Source organism: Companilactobacillus bobalius (assembly GCF_009764355.1).
Genome location: NZ_LNUA01000009.1, coordinates 62,775 through 86,312, shown reverse-complemented (window position 1 = coordinate 86,312; position 23,538 = coordinate 62,775). Strand labels below are relative to the sequence as shown.

Annotated in this window: 19 protein-coding genes; 9 read left to right on the top strand and 10 right to left on the bottom strand. The window is 36.0% G+C overall.

From position 1 onward, the window contains the following. Positions 1 to 16: 16 nt before the first annotated feature. From rpsF to dnaA, 7 genes are all read right to left on the bottom strand, one after another. Positions 17 to 313 carry a 30S ribosomal protein S6 gene (gene rpsF, locus ATN92_RS01415; RefSeq protein ID WP_025085412.1) on the bottom strand — a complete coding sequence of 99 codons (297 nt, stop codon included), beginning with the start codon at positions 311 to 313 and terminating at the stop codon, positions 17 to 19. Between the two features lie 201 nt (positions 314 to 514). After that, entirely contained in the window at positions 515 to 3,019 is a 2,505-nt protein-coding gene (gene gyrA, locus ATN92_RS01410; protein ID WP_056955156.1) for a DNA gyrase subunit A, read from the bottom strand. A gap of 16 nt (positions 3,020 to 3,035) precedes the next feature. Continuing rightward, positions 3,036 to 4,985 (bottom strand): DNA topoisomerase (ATP-hydrolyzing) subunit B, encoded by a 1,950-nt coding sequence (gene gyrB / locus ATN92_RS01405; protein WP_056955154.1) that lies wholly within the window; start codon positions 4,983 to 4,985, stop codon positions 3,036 to 3,038. After that, positions 4,985 to 6,106, bottom strand: coding sequence for a DNA replication/repair protein RecF (gene recF / locus ATN92_RS01400; RefSeq protein ID WP_056955152.1), 1,122 nt, complete (start codon positions 6,104 to 6,106; stop codon positions 4,985 to 4,987). The genes gyrB and recF overlap by 1 nt, the downstream gene beginning before the upstream one ends. Continuing rightward, positions 6,107 to 6,316 (bottom strand): S4 domain-containing protein YaaA, encoded by a 210-nt coding sequence (yaaA, locus tag ATN92_RS01395; protein ID WP_056955149.1) that lies wholly within the window; start codon positions 6,314 to 6,316, stop codon positions 6,107 to 6,109. Positions 6,317 to 6,556: 240 nt separating this feature from the next. Beyond that, positions 6,557 to 7,693, bottom strand: a complete 1,137-nt coding sequence (gene dnaN, locus ATN92_RS01390; RefSeq protein WP_056955147.1) for a DNA polymerase III subunit beta — start codon at positions 7,691 to 7,693, stop codon at positions 6,557 to 6,559. A gap of 158 nt (positions 7,694 to 7,851) precedes the next feature. Continuing rightward, positions 7,852 to 9,228 (bottom strand): chromosomal replication initiator protein DnaA, encoded by a 1,377-nt coding sequence (gene dnaA / locus ATN92_RS01385; protein WP_082604616.1) that lies wholly within the window; start codon positions 9,226 to 9,228, stop codon positions 7,852 to 7,854. 506 nt (positions 9,229 to 9,734) lie between these two features. On the opposite strand from dnaA, the gene rpmH reads away from it, so the two are divergent. The 7 genes from rpmH (at position 9,735) to ATN92_RS01350 (ending at position 18,308) form a co-directional block, all read left to right on the top strand. After that, the gene (gene rpmH / locus ATN92_RS01380; RefSeq protein ID WP_025085419.1) at positions 9,735 to 9,875 is read left to right on the top strand and encodes a 50S ribosomal protein L34; all 141 of its coding nucleotides are present in this window, start codon (positions 9,735 to 9,737) and stop codon (positions 9,873 to 9,875) included. Positions 9,876 to 9,942: 67 nt separating this feature from the next. Continuing rightward, a complete protein-coding gene (rnpA, locus tag ATN92_RS01375) occupies positions 9,943 to 10,284 on the top strand; it encodes a ribonuclease P protein component (RefSeq protein ID WP_025085420.1) in 342 nt (113 codons plus the stop codon). Between the two features lie 28 nt (positions 10,285 to 10,312). Further along, positions 10,313 to 11,167, top strand: a complete 855-nt coding sequence (yidC, locus tag ATN92_RS01370) for a membrane protein insertase YidC (protein ID WP_056955146.1) — start codon at positions 10,313 to 10,315, stop codon at positions 11,165 to 11,167. Between the two features lie 140 nt (positions 11,168 to 11,307). Then, positions 11,308 to 12,696, top strand: a complete 1,389-nt coding sequence (gene mnmE, locus ATN92_RS01365; protein ID WP_056955144.1) for a tRNA uridine-5-carboxymethylaminomethyl(34) synthesis GTPase MnmE — start codon at positions 11,308 to 11,310, stop codon at positions 12,694 to 12,696. Between the two features lie 25 nt (positions 12,697 to 12,721). Beyond that, positions 12,722 to 14,629, top strand: a complete 1,908-nt coding sequence (gene mnmG / locus ATN92_RS01360) for a tRNA uridine-5-carboxymethylaminomethyl(34) synthesis enzyme MnmG (RefSeq protein WP_056955141.1) — start codon at positions 12,722 to 12,724, stop codon at positions 14,627 to 14,629. Positions 14,630 to 14,852: 223 nt separating this feature from the next. Continuing rightward, positions 14,853 to 17,387 carry an excinuclease ABC subunit UvrA gene (locus ATN92_RS01355; protein WP_056955139.1) on the top strand — a complete coding sequence of 845 codons (2,535 nt, stop codon included), beginning with the start codon at positions 14,853 to 14,855 and terminating at the stop codon, positions 17,385 to 17,387. A gap of 12 nt (positions 17,388 to 17,399) precedes the next feature. Beyond that, positions 17,400 to 18,308, top strand: coding sequence for a Gfo/Idh/MocA family protein (locus tag ATN92_RS01350; protein ID WP_056955138.1), 909 nt, complete (start codon positions 17,400 to 17,402; stop codon positions 18,306 to 18,308). 301 nt (positions 18,309 to 18,609) lie between these two features. Here ATN92_RS01350 and ATN92_RS01345 read toward each other — a convergent pair whose 3' ends face one another. Beyond that, complete coding sequence (locus tag ATN92_RS01345) at positions 18,610 to 19,164, bottom strand: DUF1700 domain-containing protein (RefSeq protein WP_056955136.1); 555 nt, start codon at positions 19,162 to 19,164, stop codon at positions 18,610 to 18,612. Further along, positions 19,157 to 19,474, bottom strand: a complete 318-nt coding sequence (locus tag ATN92_RS01340; RefSeq protein ID WP_056955134.1) for a PadR family transcriptional regulator — start codon at positions 19,472 to 19,474, stop codon at positions 19,157 to 19,159. The genes ATN92_RS01345 and ATN92_RS01340 overlap by 8 nt, the downstream gene beginning before the upstream one ends. A 273-nt stretch (positions 19,475 to 19,747) precedes the next feature. Between ATN92_RS01340 and ATN92_RS01335 the strand changes: the two genes are divergently transcribed. Both ATN92_RS01335 and ATN92_RS01330 read left to right on the top strand, forming a co-directional pair. Continuing rightward, a complete protein-coding gene (locus tag ATN92_RS01335; RefSeq protein WP_056955133.1) occupies positions 19,748 to 20,947 on the top strand; it encodes a chloride channel protein in 1,200 nt (399 codons plus the stop codon). Then, positions 20,947 to 22,023, top strand: coding sequence for a S66 family peptidase (locus ATN92_RS01330; RefSeq protein WP_056955131.1), 1,077 nt, complete (start codon positions 20,947 to 20,949; stop codon positions 22,021 to 22,023). The genes ATN92_RS01335 and ATN92_RS01330 overlap by 1 nt, the downstream gene beginning before the upstream one ends. Positions 22,024 to 22,063: 40 nt before the next feature. Here ATN92_RS01330 and ATN92_RS01325 read toward each other — a convergent pair whose 3' ends face one another. Next, a complete protein-coding gene (locus tag ATN92_RS01325) occupies positions 22,064 to 23,437 on the bottom strand; it encodes an amino acid permease (RefSeq protein ID WP_056955129.1) in 1,374 nt (457 codons plus the stop codon). Positions 23,438 to 23,538: the final 101 nt, after the last annotated feature.

The following is a 23,538-nucleotide window of genomic DNA, read 5'->3' as shown; positions in this document are numbered from 1 at the left end:
TTCACGTGAAACAAAACTAGTCTTCACGTCTAACGATCATGTGACGAAGAATGTTATCGTCGATCTTTGAAAGACGGTCGAATTCGTTAATTGCTTCATCATTTTCAGCATCTACATTAATAATATGATAGATACCTTCTTTGTAGTTAGCAATTTCATATGCTAAACGTTTCTTTTCCCAGTCTTTTGAGTCGATTACTTTTGAGCCGTTGTCAGCAATAATCTTATCGTAACGATCGATTAATGTTTTCTTTGCGTCTTCTTCAATATCAGGTTTAATGATATATGTAATTTCGTAATGTGCTTCAGCCATGGACTGTACACCTCCTTATGGTCTAATGGTTCTAATTAAAGAACAAGGAGCATAAATTAACTGCAATTTTATACTCACAAGTTATGAGTTTATCATAAATCCCTACCAATTACTAGAAAAATTTCTAATAAAAAAATCGTTTCTGCCTGACACGCATCCCGATTAGGATACATATCTAAATTACGCAGAAACGATTGAGTTTTAATTATTATCTGTTTCAGATGTTTCATCATTAGTTGGTGTCTCATTATCAGAAGATGAATCATCGTCTTCTTCATCTGAGTCATCAGCAATCTTAGCCATAGTTGAAACGATTGAATCGTCATCAACCTTGATTAATCTAACACCTAAAGTTGCACGTCCAGTTTGTGAGACACTATGAACGCCAAAGCGAATCATAACACCTTTGTCAGTAATCAACATGATATCTTCATCACCGTCAACTACTGTCAATCCAGCGATTGGACCATTCTTTTCAGTAACGTTGGCGGTCTTGATACCTTTACCGCCACGTCCCTTAATAGGATATTCACTGACGGAAGTTCTCTTACCATAACCTTTTTCGGAAATAGTTAGAATTTCTTGTCCTTCTTCAGCAATTGAAGAGCCGACAACATAATCTTCCTCACGAAGTTTAATACCACGAACACCAGCAGCAGTTCTTCCCATTGGACGAACATCGCTTTCTTTAAATGTTACGGCATAACCTTTATGAGTTCCGATGATAATGACCTTATCACCATCTGTTAAGAAGACATTAGTCAATTCATCTTCATCCCTAAGAGTGATTGCACGTAAACCAGAATGTCTGATATTAGCGAAATCAGTTACTGGAGTACGCTTAACTGTCCCATATTTAGTTACGAAGAACAAATATGAATTATCGACATCAACATCACGGTCAACATTGATAACAGTTTGAATCTTTTCACCCTTTTCGATATTCAATAGGTTAATTACTGGAATTCCCTTAGCCGTACGGCCATATTCGGGAACTTCATAACCCTTGATTCGATAAACTTTACCGGCATTAGTAAAGAACAAGAGACGGTCATGTGTTGATGTATAAATCATTTGTTCAATGAAATCATCATCATGAATTCCCATACCTTGAACTCCACGGCCACCACGATTTTGAACACGGAATTCATCCGCAGACAAACGTTTGATATAGCCATTGTGTGTCAATACAACTAGAATATTTTCTTCTTCGATTAGATCTTCATCTTCGATATTAGCAACTTCGCTAGCACGAATTTCAGTTCTTCTATCGTCACCGAATTTTTCTTGAATTTCCAACAATTCGTCATAAATAATTTTATCAACACGTTCTGGTTTAGCCAAAATATCTTCAAAGTCAGCAATCTTAACTAACAAATCTTGATACTCTGATTCAACTTTGTCACGTTCCAAACCTGTCAAACGAACCAAACGCATATCCAAGATAGCTTGTGATTGTTTGTCAGATAACTTGTACTTATCCATTAACGTTTGCTTAGCAATCGCTGAAGTTTGTGAACCACGGATGATACTGATGATTTCATCAATATGATCCAAAGCAATTCTCAATCCTTCAAGAATGTGAGCACGAGCTTTAGCACGTTTCAATTCAAATTCAGTTCTACGTCTGATAACAATTTCTTGATGCTTCAAGTATTCAACTAAGATGCCCTTCAATGAGAAGACTCTAGGAGTTTTACCCACGATAGCAACCATGTTGATACCATATGAAATTTGAAGTTGTGTTAATTTGTAAAGATTATTAAGTACTACGGAAGCACTCATATCACGACGAATATCAATAACAATACGCATACCTTCACGGTCTGACTCATCGTTTAAATCAGTAATTCCTTCTAGCTTCTTTTCACGAGCTAATTCAGCAATTCTTTCAACAAGACGAGCTTTATTAACCATATAAGGAAGTTCAGTAACAATAATCTGTTCTGCGCCACTCTTTTTAGTAACTACATCAACTTTAGCACGTAGAATAATTGTTCCTTTACCATTTTCATAGGCTTTTCTGATACCAGAACGACCCATGATAATTCCACCTGTTGGGAAATCAGGTCCAGGAATAACTTTCATCAAATCAGCGACAGTAGCATCCTTATTTCTCATCAAAATATGGAGTGCGTCAATAACTTCTTTTAAGTTATGTGATGGAATATTAGTTGTCATACCAACAGCGATACCAGTTGCACCATTAACCAAAAGGTTAGGGAATCGGGCTGGCAATACCATTGGTTCTTTTTCTTCACCATCGTAGTTAGGAACAAGGTCAACAGTATCTTTGTTGATATCACGCAACATTTCAACTGCCATCTTACTCATTCTTGCCTCGGTATAACGCATAGCAGCAGGTGGATCACCATCAATAGATCCAAAGTTTCCGTGTCCATCAACTAATGGATAACGATAACTAAAATCCTGCGCCATTCTAACCATTGATTCATAAATAGCCGAATCCCCATGAGGATGATATTTACCCATAATATCACCAACGAAACGGGCACTCTTCTTATATGGTTTGTCAGGTGTAACACCTAACTCATTCATACCATAAAGAATACGGCGATGAACTGGTTTTAGACCATCACGCACGTCAGGTAAAGCACGTGACACGATAACACTGGCAGCGTAGTCAACGAAGGAATTCTTCATGACTTCTGTCAAGTTAACATTTTCTATTCTATGATCTGCCATTAAATTGCCATCCTCCCTAATAATCTACTTCAGCATATCGTGCATTTTCTTCAATGAATTCTCTTCTAGGTTCAACTTTATCACCCATCAACATTGAGAAAATTTCATTAGCTTCGATAGCGTCATCGAGGTTAACACGGTCCAATCTTCTCTTCTCAGGGTCCATAGTTGTTTCCCAAAGTTGATCAGCATCCATTTCACCAAGACCCTTGTAACGTTGAATCTTTGGTTCTGGCTTTGGTGGTAATTGTTCAACGAAATCATCTTTTTCTTTATCAGTATCAAAGTACTGCATCATCTTACCTTGGCGTACTTGATACAAAGGTGGCTTGGCAATATAAACATATCCTGCATCAACAACCGGACGCATATATCTGTAAAGTAATGTCAAAAGCAAAGTTCTGATATGAGCACCATCGACATCGGCATCGGTCATGATAATGATCTTATGATATCTTGCTTTAGAAATATCGAAATCTTCTCCAAAACCTGTACCCATAGCTGTGAACAATGTTCTAATTTCTTCATTAGCCAAAATCTTGTCCATTGAAGCTTTTTCAACGTTCAAGATCTTACCTCTAATAGGTAGAATGGCTTGTGTTAAACGTGAACGACCAGTTTTTGCGGAACCACCAGCAGAATCACCCTCGACAATGAATAATTCAGAAATTGCAGGATCTTTACTAGCATTATCAGCTAACTTACCAGGTAAATTACTGATTTCCAATCCATTTTGCTTTCTAGTTACTTCACGAGCACGTTTAGCAGCTAGACGTGCCTTTGTTGCTAGAGAACCCTTTTCAACAATCTTTTTAGCGACGTCAGGGTTTTCCATCAAGAACTTGGAGAAGTGTTCACTAAATAAACGATCAGTGATTGTTCTGGCATCACTATTTCCAAGCTTAGTCTTAGTTTGACCTTCAAATTGTGGATCCGGATGCTTGATTGAAACAACCGCAGTCATTCCTTCACGAACATCTTCACCAGATAATTTTTCAGTATCTTTTAACATTTTATTTTTGTGAGCGTAATCGTTAATAACACGTGTCAAAGCTGTCTTGAATCCAACTTCGTGAGTTCCACCTTCATAGGTATGAATGTTATTAGCGAAAGTCATCAAATTAGTGTGATATTCATCAGTATATTGCAATGAAACTTCAACTGTAATACCGTCTTGAACACCTTCAAGATAAATTGGTTCATCAAAGAGAACTTCTTTATCCTTATCCATAAATTCAACGTAACTTCTAATTCCGCCTTCATAATGGAATACTAATTTTTCAGCTGTATCAGCTCTTTTATCTGTAAATGTAAGTTTGAGTCCTTTATTTAAGAAAGCTAGTTCACGAATTCTAGTCGTTAAAACTTTATCATCGTAAATTGTTGTTTCTGTAAAGATATCAGGATCTGGCACAAAGTGAACTCTCGTACCATGTTCAAATTCTTTAGCATCACCAATAATGTGCATGGCATTATTGACCTTGCCACGTTTAAAGTCGATACCGTAGCGTTTTCCACCACGAACAACTTCAACATCTAGCTCACTACTCAAGGCGTTAACAACTGAGGCACCAACACCGTGAAGTCCACCAGATACCTTGTATCCGCCACCGCCGAATTTTCCTCCGGCATGCAAAATTGTATAAACCGTTTCAAGAGCTGGTTTACCAGTTTTCTTTTGAATATCAACTGGAATACCACGTCCATCATCAGTAACAGTAATGGAGTTATCAGGTTCAACAGTAACTTCAATCTTTGTTGCGAAGCCAGCTAAAGCTTCATCAATACCATTATCAATAATTTCCCAAACAAGGTGGTGTAAACCTTGCTTACTAGTAGAGCCAATATACATACCGGGACGTTTACGAACAGCCTCTAGTCCTTCAAGAACTTGAATTTGACTAGCATCATATTCTTCGACTTGTTCTTCTCTTTTTTCTAGCTCAGCTTTTCTGTCTTCAGCCATTAAATCTCCTCCTGTTGAACTTTGCCATTATTAATATTTAAGATATTCGGATTCTTCACCAAATCAGGATCCACATCATCTATTGATGTTGTCGTGATAAACGTTTGAATTCCTTGTTTGATCGACGACAGTAAATGGGTTTGGCGTTTGTGATCAAGTTCCGATAACACGTCATCTAATAAAAGAATCGGATAATCACCAACTTGATCTTTCATCAATTCAACTTCAGCTAATTTCAAACTTAGTGCAACCGAACGCTGTTGACCTTGCGAACCAAAATCTTGAGCATTTTTTCCATTAACTAAAAACTTGATATCATCACGATGCGGTCCAGCTAAGGTCACACCACGTTGAATTTCACGTTGATAATTCTTTTTGAAAGTATCTTTGAAAATATCATAAATATTTTCAAGAGTTTTACCATCAGTATTGAAAAATGTGCTGTAAGTAATTTCTAATTTTTCATGATCTTCAGTTATGTTTGCATGAATCTTTTCAATATAGCCTTGAAGCTTTTGCAAAAATTGTAAGCGTGAAAAAACTACTTCAGCACAATAAGCCGCAAATTGATCGGATAAAACATCCAAATAGATCAAATCCTTTGCTTGATGATGCTGAAGTTTCTTCAAATACGCATTACGTTGTTTTAAAACCGAACGGAATTGACTCATTGTCTTCAAATACTGCGTCGACATTTGACCAAATTCCATATCAATGAATTTCCGCCTGATTCCTGGATTACCTTTAACGATTGAAAGATCTTCCGGTGAAAAAAGAACTACATTCAAATTACCAATGTACGTTGACAACTTACGTTGCTCTAAATTATTCAATTTAGCCTTTTTACCAGATTTACTAATCACCAAATCTAACTTCAAGCGACTAGAATTATCTTTTATCACGGTTCCAGAAATTCGAGCAAAATCACTGCCCCACTTAATTAAATCCTTGTCATTTGATGTTCGATGGCTTCTTGTTAAAGCTAAAAAGTACATAGCCTCTAATAAATTGGTCTTGCCTTGGGCATTCTCACCTAAAAACACATTAATGTTTGGTGAAAATTCGACCTGCAAGGATTCATAGTTACGGTAATTTTGAAGTTTTAGTTCTTTAACAAACATTTATTCAATTTCAAAAGTTTGATCACCGACAACTATTACATCGCCAGAACGTAACTTCTTACCGCGACGATCCTCAGGACTGCCATTAAGTAAGACTGAATTTTCTTTCAAAAACCATTTGGCTTGGCCACCAGTCCCGATGACACCTTCATCTTTTAAAAGTTGACCTAAAGTAATAAATTCAGTTTCAAGCTTAATTTTTTCAGACATAGTTAACACCCTATTTATTAGATTTATCCATTAATGACATACTAATATTATAGTTGTTTTCACAATAAAAAACAACTCAGAACGAAATATCAGCCGTTTTGAGCAATTTTTCCGATAATGAGTATCCACCCACTAAAATTGTTCAAAAAAAGTTCTTACGCAAAACTACGGCGTTTAAATATATAATGCAAAAAAAAATAGGCCGAACCGAAAAGTTCAGCCTATTTGGCTAATTTCACATTAAAATGTACGAACTGGAGTGATAAGTTGTACGAAATTATCACGATCTTCAACAGGTCTTAGTGTAAATGGATGCAATGGAGATGTGAAACTCATTTCGATTGTAGTATTGCTACCAAATGATCTCAAAGCATCTTTCAAATAATCAGGGTTGAATGAAATCTCTAAATCTTCCCCTTCAAGGTTGTCAAAATCCAAGACTTCCTCCACAGTACCAACTTCTGGAGAATTACCATAAAGAGTAGCTTTTTTATCCACAGCCTTGATTTCCAATTTAATAACGTTATTTCTACTTTCGTGTGAAAGCAAAGATGCACGTTCAACTGAGGCTAATAGTTTTGAAGAGTCGAATGTCAACTTAGTACTTGATTCTTCAGGAATCAAACGATCAGTTTCAGGATATCTACCATCCAATAGTCTTGAGTAGAACATGATGTTGTCAAAACTGAACAAAACTTGATTTTCTGAGATTGACATTGAAATTTCTTTAACACTGTCACTGATAGTTCTAACTAATTCAGTCAAACTCTTACCAGGAATGATCAAATTGTAGTCTTCATCACTAGTAATGTTGATTCTTCTTTGAGAAAGACGATGACTATCTGTAGCAACTGCTGTTAATCCTTCATTACTGATTAGGAAATTAACACCAGTTAGAACTGGACGGCTTTCTTGAGTCGAAACAGCAATAACAGTTTGATTAACAACTTCTTTAAAGACATCTGTTGGTAGAACTAACTGATTGTCAGTTTCTACTTCTGGAAGGTGTGGATAATTAACGGCATCTAATCCGTTGATAGTAAATTCAGAAACACCTGATTTAATTAAAGTTTGATTATTTTCCAAAACTTCAAGTTCAAAGTTGTCACCAGGAAGTTTCTTAATGATTTCATTGAAAAATCTAGCTGGTAAAACAATTGAGCCAGTATTTTCAATTTTTAAATCATTTTCAGAATTTTCTTTAGAAATGAATGAAGTAATTGAAATATCTGAATTACTTCCGGTAATAGTCAAACCACTTTCAGAAAGATCTAATTTCATTCCAGTCAAAATTGGAATAGTTGTCTTTGTTGAAATTGCTCTTTGAACGTTACTTGTTTGGTTGATGAATTTTGATCGGTCAATAGAAAATTTCATAGGTAACTCCCTTTTTTAATTAATTAATATAAATATAGAAGTAGTAGTAGGGCCTGTTAAAACTGTGGATAAGTCACTAAAACTTAATATTCATAAGATTTTCGAATGTTATTAACAGGTGTGGATAACTCTGGGAAAACTCAAAAGTTATGAACATGTTAATTTCTAAGGTCATCTTTTAATTCGTTGATGGAACGTTTTAAATCGTCATCTTTTAGAGCCAATTCGGATATTTTATCACAAGAATGCATAACAGTTGTATGATCTTTTCCGCCAAATTCCATACCAATTTGTGGAAGTGATCGATCTGTCAGCTCTCGAGCCAAGTACATCGCGATTTGTCGAGGCACAACAATTGATTTCACACGTTTCTTACCTTTTAAATCTTGTACGGAGACATGATAAAATTTCGCAACTTTGCTTTGAATTTTTGCGATGGATAAACCTTTTTTATCATTAGATAGTTTAAAGGCCTTCAAAGCATCAGCAGCAACAGATTTGGTTATATCAGTGTTTTTGGTCGTTGAATAAGCTTGAACACGTATCAAAGCACCTTCAAGTTCACGGACATTTGTGTCAATCTGCGCAGCAATGTAAGACAAAGTATCATTAGGAATCTCTAGATGTTCCGCTTTGGCTTTGTTTCTTAGAATAGCAATTCGAGTTTCGAGATCAGGAGCAGTGATATCAGCTGATAAACCACTAGTGAAACGGGAAACCAATCTGGCTTGTAATTTAGGGATTTCATTTGGCAAGCGGTCAGAAGTCATGACAATTTGCTTACCATTTTCGTACAATTCGTTAAAAGTATGGAAAAATTCCTCCTGAGTACCCTCTTTTTCGGCAAAAAATTGAATGTCATCTATTAATAGTAGATCGACGTTGCGATATTCTTGACGAAAATCATCCTGTGTCCTCATTTGGATGGAATTAATAAAGTCATTTGCGAAAGTTTCACTGGTAACGTATTTCACTTTGGCGGTTGGATCGAGTTTGATCATTTGATGTCCAATAGCTTGCATTAAATGAGTTTTTCCTAAACCAACGCCTCCATAAATAAATAATGGATTGTAGACACCACCTGGATCTTCAGCTGCAGCAAGAGCTGCGGCGTGAGCCATTTGGTTTCCACTACCGACAATAAATGATGAAAAAGTATATTTCGGATTCAAATGTGAATTATGAAATATATGTTTTGGTTGAGCAGTTTCAGTGGCTGGCTCAACTTGGGGAGCAATTTCTTGTTCCTCTTTTTTTGTGACTTCATCATCATTTTCAATAATTGGGTTAAGTTCAATTCCGTTTAATTCATATGAGTAAATAGCAATTTTTTCGGTGTAATTTCGTTCCCAATAGTCCTTATGCAGTTTTGTTGGGACTGAAATATAAATGTTATTTCCATCTATGTATAAGGGATTTGCACTTTCAACCCAAGTTGAATAACTGACAGATGTTAATTGAGATCTAAGTTTGTTTGTAAAATAATCCCAAAATTCTGTTAGTTTTGGATCAGTTGAGTTATTTATATTTTGCAATTATTTCCCCCCAATCTTAAGTTGTGGATAATTTTTTCCCTAAAATGACAGTCTATAGTTTATCATTCTATTAAGAAGTTTTCCACAGAACACTTGTTTAAATTATGAAGAAATAACAACAGGTAATTTATTAATCCACAGCTTTGTGGAAAATGGAAACTGATTTCAGTTGTTAACATAGTTATCCACAATTATAAGACTGGGAAAGTCTTGATTTGCAGGTGTTACAAACAAAAAACAAGAATTCCACAAATTCTGTGGAAAACTAAAACACAACAAAGTTAACAGTTGGAAAACCCTGTTTAAGGAGCTGTGGAAAAAATAAGTTATCAAATCTTTAAATAAATTATCCACAGTCAAAAATGCGAAAAACTTTTTGATAAAGAATTACATTAATAGGAAATTAGCTGTTTAAATTCAAGCTAGAACATGATATTATAGTTAAGCAATTGTCTGAAGAAGTGTTATTTAAAAAATTTTTAATATAAGAGTCAGGAGGTTTACTGATGACTACAAAGAGAACATATCAACCAAAGAAGCGTCACCGTGAACGCGTCCATGGTTTCATGAAGAGAATGAGTACAAGTAATGGTCGCAAAGTTCTAGCAAGACGCCGTAAAAAGGGTCGCAAAGTATTATCAGCTTAGTTTTGAAGGATCACTAAACAATTTGGTGGTCTTTTTTTATTACAAAACGAGAGTAGTCTGGTGACATATGAGAAAAAGCTATCGAATAAAAAAAGAAAATGAGTTTCAATATGTCTATTCAAATGGATATTCAGTCGCTAATCGCAACTTTGTACTATATAAGATTGCGAAAAAGGACCAAAAACATTTTCGTGTTGGATTATCTGTAGGAAAAAAGGTTTCACATACTGCGGTTGGTCGTAATCGTATTAAAAGATACGTTCGTCAATCACTTTTGGAATTGAAACCAGAACTTCCTGCAGAATTAGATTTCTTGATTATTGCAAGAAAACCAGCTATAGATTTGGACATGTTTGAAACAAAAAAGAATATTGTGCATTTATTAAAATTGGGTAAAATATTACAGTAGGATATTAAATTTTAATAAATAAAAAATAATGGGTGTAAAAGTGAATAAAAAAAGCTTAAAGAAGTACATAGGTATTGCACTATTACTTAGTGTTGTATTGGTTTTGGCTGGTTGTTCTAACCTAAATGAACCAATCACAAGCCATAGTACTGGATTCTGGGATCACTATATCTTGTATAGTTTCTCGCAATTCATTCTTTGGTTAGCATCAATCGTTGGTAATAGTTATGGTTGGGCTATCGTTCTTTTCACAGTTATTGTGCGTGTTATTCTATTGCCACTTAACTGGCTTCAAATCAGAAGTATGAATAAGCAAATGAAGATTCAGCCTCAAATGAAGGCTCTTCAGGATAAATATTCATCAAAAGACGTTGAGACTCAACAAAAATTGAGGGAAGAAACACAAAAGCTATATAGTGAAGCAGGAGTTAATCCTGTGGCTGGTTGTTTGCCATTGGTAATTCAATTGCCAGTTATGTTCGCCTTGTATCAAGCTATTTACAAGACAACACAATTACGTGATGGTACTTTCTTATGGATGCAACTTGGAAAAGCTGATCCATATTACATCATGGCTATCTTAGCTGGTGTATTTACTTTCTTAAGTACATACATTTCCAGCTATTCACAACCACAACAAAATGCGACAACGAAGATTATGACTTACGTCATGCCAATCTTTATCTTCGTTCCCGCATTAACATTCCCATCAGCTATTACAATTTATTGGGTTGTAACTAATGCGTTCCAAGTTCTTCAGACATTGGCTTTCCAAAATCCGTTCAAGTATCGTCGTGAACAAAAACAGGCTGAGGAAGCAGAACGTGATAAACAACGTCGTCTTAGAAAAGCTAAGAAACGTGTATATAAGAATCGTAAATAATTGACAATCTCTGAAAATGTCGTTAAGATGTTTTAGAAATTTCAATATCGAATATAGAAAAGTAGTCAAGGTGCTTTTCCGTCAGAACAGGCGGATTATGCACTTTTTTTATGCTCAAAAATAGAGAAGGGAGCTATTTTATGCCAAGTGCAGTAACTGAATACGACACAATCGCAGCCATTTCAACACCTCCTGGGGAAGGTGCCATCTCCATCGTTCGTTTGTCAGGAGATCAGGCTATTTCAGTCGCTAAGAAATTATTTAAGGGACGTGATCTTGCTAAAGTTGCAAGTCATACCATTAATTATGGTCATATTATTGATCCAGCCGATGGTTCATTGGTTGACGAAGTAATGGTCTCTGTTATGCGTGCCCCTAAGACTTTTACATGTGAAGATGTAGTAGAAATAAATACCCATGGGGGTATAGTTGCTACAAATAAAGTACTTCAACTTTTAATTGGTTCCGGTGCCAGAATGGCCGAACCTGGTGAATTTACAAAACGAGCCTTTTTAAATGGCCGAATTGATTTGACACAAGCCGAATCCGTGATGGATTTAATTCGTGCGAAAACTGACAAAGCTATGCAAGTAGCTGTCAATCAGTTGGATGGAAATTTACATCACTTGATCGCTAACTTACGTCAAGAAATTTTGGATTCTTTAGCTCAAGTTGAAGTTAATATCGATTATCCAGAGTACGATACGGATCAAATGACAACTAAATTGTTGTTGGAAAAAGCTCGTACTGTAAGTTCAAGTATTGATCAACTGTTAAAGACAGCTGATAGTGGTGAAATTTTACAACATGGTTTAGCTACCGCTATTGTCGGAAAACCTAATGTTGGTAAATCTAGTCTTTTGAATCGTCTTTTGGACGAAGATAAGGCTATCGTAACTGATGTTGCTGGAACGACACGTGATGTGGTTGAACAATATGTCAATATTGACGGCGTACCGCTTAAATTGATCGATACAGCCGGAATTCGTGATACTGAAGACAAAGTTGAGAAGATCGGTGTTGAACGTTCTAAGAGTGCTTTAAAGAGTGCTGACTTGGTAATCTTAGTTTTGGATTCTAGTCGAGAACTAGAAGAAGACGATATTGAACTGTTAAATGCTACAACGGACAAGAAACGAATCGTTATTTTTAACAAGAATGATTTGATGCCCGTTATAACGCCTAATTCAGTAGTTCAGTTGAAGGATGATGATATTATTCTACAAACTTCAGCTATTAAAAATGATGGTATTGAAACAATTAAACAAACCATCGGTAAAATCTTTAATTCAGGAATTGAAGATAATAGTAGTAATGTCATTATTACTAGTGCTAGACAAGCAGGATTGCTTCGTAAGGCTAAAAACAGTCTTAATGACGTTATTTCAGGGATTGAGGCTGGAATGCCTATTGACCTTGTACAAATCGATATGACGGCTTGCTGGAACACTCTCGGCGAAATTACCGGTGAAAGTTATCCAGATGAGTTAATTACACAATTGTTCTCACAATTCTGTTTAGGAAAATAGTTAATTTAAGTTAATAGGTGGAAAAATGGAAGTTAAAGAATTTGATTCAGAAACTTATGACGTTATCGTTGTAGGTGCCGGCCATGCGGGTTCAGAAGCTGCTTTGGCTGCCGCTCGAATGGGCGAAAAGACATTATTAATTACAATCAATTTGGATATGGTAGCCTTCATGCCATGTAACCCCTCAGTTGGTGGACCAGCTAAGGGAATCGTTGTCCGTGAAATTGATGCTTTAGGTGGCGAAATGGGCCGCAACATCGATAAGACTTATATCCAAATGAGAATGCTTAACACTGGTAAGGGACCCGCTGTTAGAGCACTCCGTGCCCAAGCCGATAAGAATATGTATCATCGTGAAATGAAGAATACTTTGGAAAAGGAACCTAATTTAACACTCCGCCAAGGTATTGCTGAAAAATTGATCGTTGAAGATGGTGTCTGCAAAGGTATCGTTACAGCTACTGGAGCTAAATATCACGCTAAATCTGTTGTCTTAACAGCAGGTACATCATCCAGAGGTAAGATCATCATTGGTGAATTGACATATTCATCTGGTCCTAATAACAGTATTCCTTCAATCAAGTTATCTGAAGATCTTGAGAAGCATGGCTTCAAGCTAACAAGATTTAAGACAGGTACACCTCCTCGTGTTAATAAGGACACAATTGATTTTGACCAAACCATCGAACAACCAGGTGATAAAGAACCTAATCACTTCTCATTTGAAACACCTGATTCAAGTTATCTTCAACACCAAATTTCATGTTGGATGACTTATACTAACGCTGATACACATAAGATTATTCGTGAGAACCTTAACCGTGCACCAATGTTCTCTGGTGTTATCAAGGGTGTTGGTCCTAGATATTGCCCATCAATCGAAGATAAGATTGTTCGTTTCGCTGATAAGCCAAGACACCAGATCTTCCTAGAGCCAGAAGGTAAGGATACTCAAGAGTATTATGTTGGAGATTTCTCAACTTCTATGCCTGAGGAAATTCAATTGAAGATGCTTCATTCAGTCGCTGGACTTCAAAATGCTAAGTTGATGCGTCCTGGATATGCCATTGAATACGATGTTATCGAACCATGGCAATTGAAGTTAAATCTTGAAACAAAAGTTGTAAAGAACCTCTTTACTGCCGGACAGATGAATGGAACATCAGGTTATGAAGAGGCTGCTGGACAAGGAATTATGGCTGGTATCAATGCTGCTCTACGTGCCCAAGGTAAAGATCCATTTATCTTACATCGTAACGAAGCTTATATCGGTGTTTTGATTGATGACCTTGTAACTAAGGGAACTAATGAACCATATCGTCTATTAACTAGCCGTGCAGAATATCGTTTGATTTTACGTCACGATAATGCTGATCTTCGTTTAACTGACAAAGGCTATGCCCTTGGATTGATTAACGATGACCGTTATAACGCCTTCAAAGAGAAACGTCAGACCATTAAGATGGAGTTAGATCGTCTTTCACGTAAGATGATTACCCCTAAGCAAGCTTTACCATTCTTAAAAGCACATGACTTAAAGCCTTTGAAAGATGGTGTGTTAGCTGATCATTTCTTGAGAAGACCAGAAGTTCACTATCAAGATATTATTGATATGGTCGGTGCAGCTGATTTTCCAGTTGATAATCGGGTTGCTGAACAAGTTGAAATTGCTACGAAGTATGCTGGTTATATTAAGAAGGAACAACTTCAAATTGATCGTTTGAAAAAGATGGAATCAAAGAAAATTCCTGCTCGTATTGATTATACAAAGGTTGATAGTTTAGCTACTGAAGCCGTTCAAAAATTAAGTAAGATCAATCCTGAAACAATTGCTCAAGCAAGTCGTATCAGTGGTGTAAATCCGGCTGATATTGGTATTTTGAGTGTCTATATTGAACAGGGTAAAATTGCTAAGTTGCCCGAGGTAAACTAGCCAATCGTTATAACGCTACTTTTTTAAAATATAATGTATGAAAAATCGGAAGGACCATGTCGCAAGCGACATGGTCCTTCTTTGTTTAGAATAGAAAGAAAATACGACATTCCGCCGCCGTTTATCATTTGATAAACAGGTGTCAGAATTTAACTTCATCGTTATGTTAAGAAATAACAAACGGCAATGTTATAATCTACCTGTTAATTAGAGGGAGAAAGTTATGACAATTAGACATAAAAATTATATTCCAGATAATATTGAGGTCATTGGTGCCAACGCCAATAATCTTAAGAATATCGATGTAGATATTCCCTTGAATTCTTTTGTGGCGATTACCGGAGTCTCGGGTTCAGGAAAATCTTCTTTAGCTATGGATACGATTTATGCAGAAGGAGCTAGAAAGTATCTAAATGCTTTGTCGACTTACACAAGAAGAAGAATCACACAAATGGGCCGTTCTGACGTTAAGAACATCAAGAATTTACCTTCAACGATTGCTTTAAGACAACGTCCTGTTGTACCTAGTGTTCGTTCAACCGTTGGAACAATGACTGAGAGTTTGAATATTTTAAGATTGATGTTCTCAAGACTAGCTTCAGTAGTTTGCCCTAATGGTCATCGGTTAGATCCAACTTTGAAAATTTCAGAAGCTATGGATCTACCAACTAGTGATGAAGCTATGGGGATGATGACTTGCCCTGTTTGTCAGGCTAAATTTATGGCTTTTAGTGCTGAGGACTTTGCCTTCAATTCTGATGGTGCTTGTCCTACTTGCCAGGGTACAGGTTTCTTAAAGGAAATTGAATTAGACAAGATTATTCCGGATCAATCCCTAAGTATTGATGAAGGTGCTGTAAGGTCTTGGAATTTGCCTGGAAGAACTTTACAAAAAGATATTATTAAAGAATTAGGCGTTAGAACCGATGTCCCATTCAAAGACTTATCAGCAAAGGAAAAGGATATCGTTATTAATGGTAAGGAACAAAAGAAAGAGATTTTGGTTCCTACTAAGACAGGACGTTCATTTAGACTGAATGCCCTCTATGAGAATGCGATAACTGCCGTTAAGAATAGTTTGAAGAGTACTAAGAACGAGAATACTTTGACACGTTTGGAAAGATTTTATACTGAAAAAACTTGCCCAGATTGTCATGGTAGTCGTTTTAATCCTAAGTTATTCACCAATGAATTAGTCGACAAGAATATCGCTGAAGTTTCCCAATTTACGATTTCCCAACTTCAAGATTTTTGTCAAAAAATTATGGACTGGTTGCCTGATGATATGAAATCCTTAGGCAAAAATTTGACTAATGAATTATTAGATTTGCTATCACCCATCGTCGATTTGGGCCTTAACTATTTATCCATTTCTCGTGCTGGTAATACTTTGTCAACTGGTGAACTTCAGAGAATTCAATTAGCTCGGACAATCAGAAATCAGATGACTGGAGTTTTGTATGTTTTAGATGAACCTAGTGTCGGATTACATGCTGCTAACGTGGATGGTTTGATTAAAATCTTACGTGAATTAGTCAGATTAGGGAATTCTTTGATTGTCGTAGATCATGACACGAGTATTATTGCGGCTGCCGATTATGTAATTGAAATTGGTCCTGATTCTGGTGCAGATGGTGGTCGTGTCATTACACAAGGGACAGTCGAGGAAATTGAGCATCATCCTGATTCTGTGATCCAACCTTATTTAACAGGTAAAGCCGATATTATCAAACATCAACCAACAGAGGCCTTTAAAAAGGGAACTATCAGTATTCAAATTGGAGACCGTTATAACATTCACGATATGACAGCTAAATTTAGCAAAGAATCACTTAATATCGTTTCAGGGATGTCAGGTTCTGGTAAAACGACCTTAATTTTTGAAAGTCTATTACCAGCATTACAAGCCAAGATTGATAGTGAAAAACTACCTAAATTTGTCAAATCAGTTGATAACGCTGATATTAAAAATATTGTTAAAGTCGATTCAGTTCCAATTGGTAAAAATGTTCGTTCGACGGTTGGAACTTACACTAAAATTTTGGATCATTTAAGAAAAATCTTTGCACAAACACCAGAGGCTAAAGCCAAGAAATTTACGCCAACTTATTTCTCATACAACAATAAGCAAGGTGCTTGTCCAAATTGTGGTGGTACTGGTGTAATTACTTTGGATATTCAGTACTTACCTGATATGGTCCAAACTTGTCCTGTCTGCCACGGAAATCGTTATAAAAAAGAGATTCTTGATATTATGTGGCACGGTAAGAATATTGCTGAGATCTTAGATATGTCAGTTAAACAGGCTGATGAATTTTTTCAAGATGTTCCTCAAATCAAAAATACACTAGATGTTTTGATCAATATTGGATTAAGCTATCTTAAATTAGGTGAGAGTACACCAACTTTGTCCGGTGGGGAAGCTCAAAGAATGAAGTTAGTTACTTATATGAAGCGTAGTCAAAAGAATCAACTCTTTATCTTCGATGAACCTAGTGTTGGCTTGCATCCTAAGGATGTTGGAGTATTGTTAGATGTCTTTAATAAACTGTTGAAACGTCACGCCACAATCATCGTAATTGAACACGATTTGGATATTATATCCAATGCTGATTACATCAATGATTTAGGTCCCGAAGGTGGAGTCAATGGTGGTAAGATTGTAGCAACAGGTACACCGAAAACGGTTGCAAATAATTCGGCTAGTTTAACTGGAAAGTACCTCAAAGAACATTTGAAATTGTTCAATCAAAATTAAGAGGTTAGATATATGGAAAAAATTGGTGTTATTGGACTGGGTAATATTGCGCAAAAAGCTTATTTACCAGTTATGGCGACTTTGCAAAATAAATACGAATGGCATTTAACAACTAGAAATGAAGCTAAAGGAGAGATGTTGGAACAGAAGTATGGTTTCAAACACTTTCATCAAACTTTGGATCAATTGATAGCTGAGAAACCATTAGCAGTCTTTGTTCATACGCCCACACAAACTCATTATCAGATCATTAAACAACTATTGACGGCTGGTATTAACGTTTATGTCGATAAACCAGTTTCAGAGAATTTAGCAGAAGTAGAAGAACTTTATCAACTAGCCGTAGAGAAGAAACTATTGTTAACTTGTGGTTTTAATCGTCGATTTGCACCATTTGATCAGCAGTTAAAACAAATCGCTGATAAACGAACAATCGTCTCAGAAAAGATTCGTGAGAATGCGTTACAACCAACAGCATTTGCTATTTTTGATCTGATGATTCATTCAGTCGATACAGCAGTTTATTTAATGGATGAGCCTATTCAAAAAGTAGATAACTTTTTAGTTACGGATGATGATAATTTGGAGCAAGGTTATATCACTTTGACTGGGGCAAAGAGTCACGTTCAAGTTATTACGAATATGGTTGGCGGCAGTAATTTAGAAATGACCACCGTTCAAGGTTCAAAAACACGTCAGGTGGTTACTAACTTAAATCTCTTACAAACATATCAAACTGGAGCAGTGACACAAACCTCACGCCCTGATTGGGAGAATACTTTGGTGACAAGAGGATTTGATCCAATTACTAGAGCATTTCTCAATGCAGTTACTAATGATGGAGAAAATCCAGTTAGTCCAGAGTCAGCTATTCTTAGTCATAAACTCTGTTATGATTTGGTCAAGACTATTGAAAAATAATGAATTAAATTGACCACAATATATAGTGGCGAACATATGTCTTTATACAATATGTTCCATGTGAAACAATAAATGAAAAACGGCTGAAATCATTGTGATTTCAGCCGTTTTTTTGAGAACAAAATATATTTGTAGATAATATTCTTATCATTTGGAAGACCAATTTATGGGAGAATAAATATTACCGGAATTCTTAAGTATTTGGTTTATATCAAATCCCAAACAAGCAAAAATTATTATACAAAGTACTATTCCTAAAAATGTAATAGCTAAACCCAATAACATAAGTTTTTTATTGAAGTTAAATATATTCATGATCAAGTCTCTCTTTCGTAAAACTATGAAACATTATCTTAACTAGGCTATAAGTTTTTTGAAAACTGAATAAAAATAATTGCCAGAATACTATACCTAATCCCCCAAAAATAAAAGCGGTTCCTAATTGAAATAGAAAATTTAAAATACCAGTTTTGAATAGAACCACTAGACTTCCTAATAACAGCCAGATTCCAGAAAGAGAAAGGGCTATACCACAAATCATTACTGCGAATGCTAGTGCTAATAGAATAATATATCCTGCAACTATAATAGGTCCCCATACGGGAATTCCCAATAATAATAGTGCACTTTTAACTTTACTTTTGGCTTGGGGAATTTGAACGTTTTCGTCTGAAAGAATTGATAGAATAACCTTATTTGGGGAGCCGATTTTGTTGATTGCTTCTTTTTCACTGTAACCATCTTCCATTAGATCATCTAAAAATTCAGAGTAGTAACTAATATACTGGTCACTATTAGCGATTCCATACTTCTTCAATCGGATTTTTAGTTCAATTAAAAACTCTTCTTTAGTCATTGATATTTCCTCCCCGAATGTAATCGACAATTATTTCTACATTCTGCCAGTCATTAAGAAATTTAGTTATTTCATCTTCACCGATGGCTGTTATTTTATAATATTTTCTAATTCGATTATTATGTATTCGTTTTGTTACGGTAATAGCGTCTTTTGCTAATAAACGTTTAAGTATTGGGTACAAGGTAGATTCGGATATTTCAATCATTGGCTCTAGATCACGGATAATAGCATAACCATAAGATTCGGAATTACGGAGTTTAGCAAGAACGCAGACATCTAATAATCCCTTTTTTAGTTGTGGGTTCATGTAATACCTCCTTTAACATCATATTATGTATAGCGAGGTATTAATTGTCAAGTATACTTTAAAATAACTTTCGTTACGATTTAGATTGACGGGGATGTTTGAACGTGCGATACTACATCTTGGTGCCAAACCGAGGTAAGGGTACGTGGTTGGCGCGCAAGCGTTTGGAAAATCACCGCACCTTACCACATAAAGGGTCCTGCAGACATGCAGGACTCTTTTTTTTTATCCAAATTTCAATGCTATAATTTTCTTAATTTACGAGAGTAGGTGGTGGCTATCAAAAAAGTTTTATTCGTCAGTTATGGATTATTATTGAGTGCTATTATTGGCCTTATTGCAGCAGCCTTTTTAGTTATTGAAGGCTTTTTAACTAAAGTTGTTTGGCTTAGTAATAGTCATATTTTTCAAACAGTTTTAATCGTTGCCGGCAGTTTTATACTGTACTTTTTGTTAAAACGTTGGCCAAATCTTCCCAAGACTTCGAAGGATTCGTTGAAGGAGTTGAAACAAAATCAGACGATTGATTATCAAGATGTTTTTTTGAATTTGTTGGTAACTCTAGTCATTTTAAGTTTTGGAAGTGGCGTCGGCCCTGAAGCAGCATTGTTGAGTGCTATTATTTCACTGTCAATTTGGCAAGCCGATAATTTACGTTATTTTTATTTTCAATATGATGAGCTAAAACGATTATCTTTGGGAACATCAATAAAACGTCTCTTAAATCCTTTCAAATATCGTCAGAAATATGATGAGAAGATTGCTCCCAAGACGCCAAAACTTCTGAAATGGAAAAAATTACTCTATATAGTTTTCTCCATTAACGGTTTGTTGGCATTCGTTCTATTGATTAAACAAACTGATCAGCCTTCTTTTATTATGAAATTAGGTCGTTCACATTGGCAGTTAAGCGAATTGTGGATTGTGCCGCTTCTGATGATAGTAGGAATCATTGTCGGAATGATTTTGAAGAAATTAAATCATTTATTTGAAAAGACTATTCAACAGTTAAACTTGAATTTAGCCGTGAGGATTGCTTTAGGAGCGTTAGGAATCATCGCTATTTCATATTTAGAGCCCAACCTATTATTCTCTGGTCAACATAGTTTGCATTTGTTGATTGGAGCTTGGAGTAATCAATCGGCGACCTATCTATTTTTGATGGCACTATTAAAATTAATTTTCTTAGTTTGGTGTTTAACATTTAATTGGCGTGGAGGAGATATTTTTCCAATCACCTTTGCCACGATGACAGCTGGTTTTGCAGCTGCAACACTCTTGTCAAACTTTGATACTTTACTAGTAGTAGCTGTTTTAGCAACGACTCTTATGAGTGAATTGTTGTCACCAATTGTTGCGGGAATTTTTATCATGCTATTTTTCCCAATTACACTTACCCCTATTATTATTTTGGTAGCAGGAGTATTATTCTTGAAAAATAAGTATTTGTTAAAAGTCAGGGGGAACGTTTAATGATTAAACCACAAGCATTGAAAAAGGGAGATCACGTCGCAGTCGTTAGTCTTTCTGCAGGCGTATTAGGTGAGAAATTTGCCAAACATGAATTGAATCAGGGCAAGAAACGGATTGAAGAATTAGGCTTGATTCCAGAATTCATGCCTAACAGTTTGAAGGGAATAGAATTTATAAAAAATCATCCCGAAAAGCGTGCCGAAGACTTGAAACAGGCCTTTGCTGCTGATCAAATTAAGGGTATTTTCTGTGCTATTGGTGGAGAAGATACCTATCGTTTAGCACCTTATTTACTGGATGATCCAGAGTTCGTTAAAAACGTACAACAACATCCTAAATTATTTACCGGTTTTTCAGATACGACGGTGGATCATTTGATGTTGTATCAATTAGGATTAACAACTTTTTACGGTCCCAATGTTATCAATGATTTAGCTGAGTTAGATACTGAATTACTTCCATATACGAAAAAGACTTTGGAGCATTATTTTCAAAATCCAACTACTACAGAAATTTCAAGTAGTCCTGTCTGGTATGAAGAACGAACTGACTTTTCAGAAGCAGCCTTAAATACACCTCGTGTTAGTCATTCTGAAACTAAAGGATATCAAGTTCAACGTGGATCAGGAATTGTCGAAGGAAAGTTACTAGGTGGCTGTATAGATAGTCTCAATAGCCTACTTACTGATAAACGTTATAACGATGAACCGAAAATTAATGAAAAATATCATTTGATTCCTGATGCCAAAGAGTTTGAGGGTAAAATTTTATTCTTGGAAACTAGTGAAGAAAAACCGACACCAGAAGAATATCGTAAGATGTTGAAGAATTTGAAGGCCAAGGGAATCTTGCAAGTAGTTGCCGCTATTATCACTGGTAAACCTCAGAATGAAGTTCACTATGAAGAATACTGCCAAGTTCTAAAAGAGGAGACAGCGGATACTAAGACACCGTTGATGACGAATTTTAACTTTGGACATGCTTATCCCAGAACAGCTTTGCCATATGGGTTAAAAGCTAAATTAGATTTGGATAATAAGAAACTAGAAATTATTGAACCTTACTTTGCTGAATAAAAAATGCTATAAAACACATCAACGTGTTTTATAGCATTTTTTAGTCGTTCTTTTTATAACCGTAAGCGAAGTAAATTCCTACACCGATTAAGATCCAGAAGATGAAAGTGATCCAAGAATTGATACTAACTTGAGTCATTAAGATAACACATGAGATAGCAGAAATTATTGGTAACCAAGGATATAGAGGAACTTTGAATTCACTCTTTGGTACATCACTGCGGTGTCTCAATTTAATAATTCCTAAGGCTACGAAGACAAAGGAAATCAGTGTTCCAATATTTACCAAGCTAGTTAGCTCTTTTAAGGAAACGAAACCACCGAGAAGAATGGCTAGGAGTGAAATGGCATTGAGTGAAAGCATTGGCATCTTAGCTTTGGGATGAATTTTTCCAAATGCTTCAGGGATCATACCATCACGTCCGAGGGCGTAAATTAGACGCGAACCACCGTAAACGGTGTTGAGCATCATAGTAAACATTCCGGCTAAGGCACCGATACTGATCAAAAAGGTTACTTTGTTCAAGCCTACTTTTTGTAGAGCAAAGACAACGGGATCAGAAACATTTAAATCTTTATAACTGACCATTCCAGTTAAAACGGCGGATAAAATAACGTAAAGAATTGCACAGACAGCTAACGAACTCATGATACTTATAGGAATATTTTTTTGAGGATTTTTAACTTCTGGTGCCGAGGACGGAATAACGTCAAAACCTAGATAAGCAAAGAAGACTAAAGCCGCCCCTTTGACGACACCCATACCACCCATTGGGAAGTAGGGATGATAATTAGCTGGTTTGATATAGAATAGGCCGATAATAATGAAAGCTAGGACAACTGAAATTTTTACAAAAACCATTACGGTATTCATTCTAGCTGAGGCCAAAACGCCACGACGAAGTAATAAGTAAATTAAGACCAAAACGATAACAGCAGGTAGATTAATGAAAGTTCCGTTAGAAGGTTCAAATGGACCTGTAACTGCTTTTGGTAGAGCCATGCCTAATCCTTTGAAGAGACTGACGAAGTAAGCTGAAAAGCCTGAAGATACGGCTGACACACCTAAAACGTATTCCAAGCATAGAGCCCAGCCAATTAACCAACCGGGAAACTGTCCAAAAATGATACTTCCGTATGAATATGTACTACCAGCAACCGGAAAAGTTGAAGATAATTCCGCAAAACACATTGCCGTCATAACACAGACAATAGCTGACAGAATAAAGGAAATTGTGATACCAGGGCCAGCTGTTTCAGAAGCGACGATTCCTGGTAGGATGAAAATACCTGTACCGATGATAGCGCCAATTCCCATTGAGATAAGATTGCCACGAGTTAGAACCTTTTCAAAATGGGCATCACCAGCCACAAATTTTTTATAATCTGCTTTTTTAAATAATTTTTCTTTCATATTAACCACCTATTAAAAATACAACCTCATTAGGTTACTGGTTTTTTTAATCCTTTGTCAACAAAAATTCGTGATGGGGATTAATCATTTTAAAAATAAAT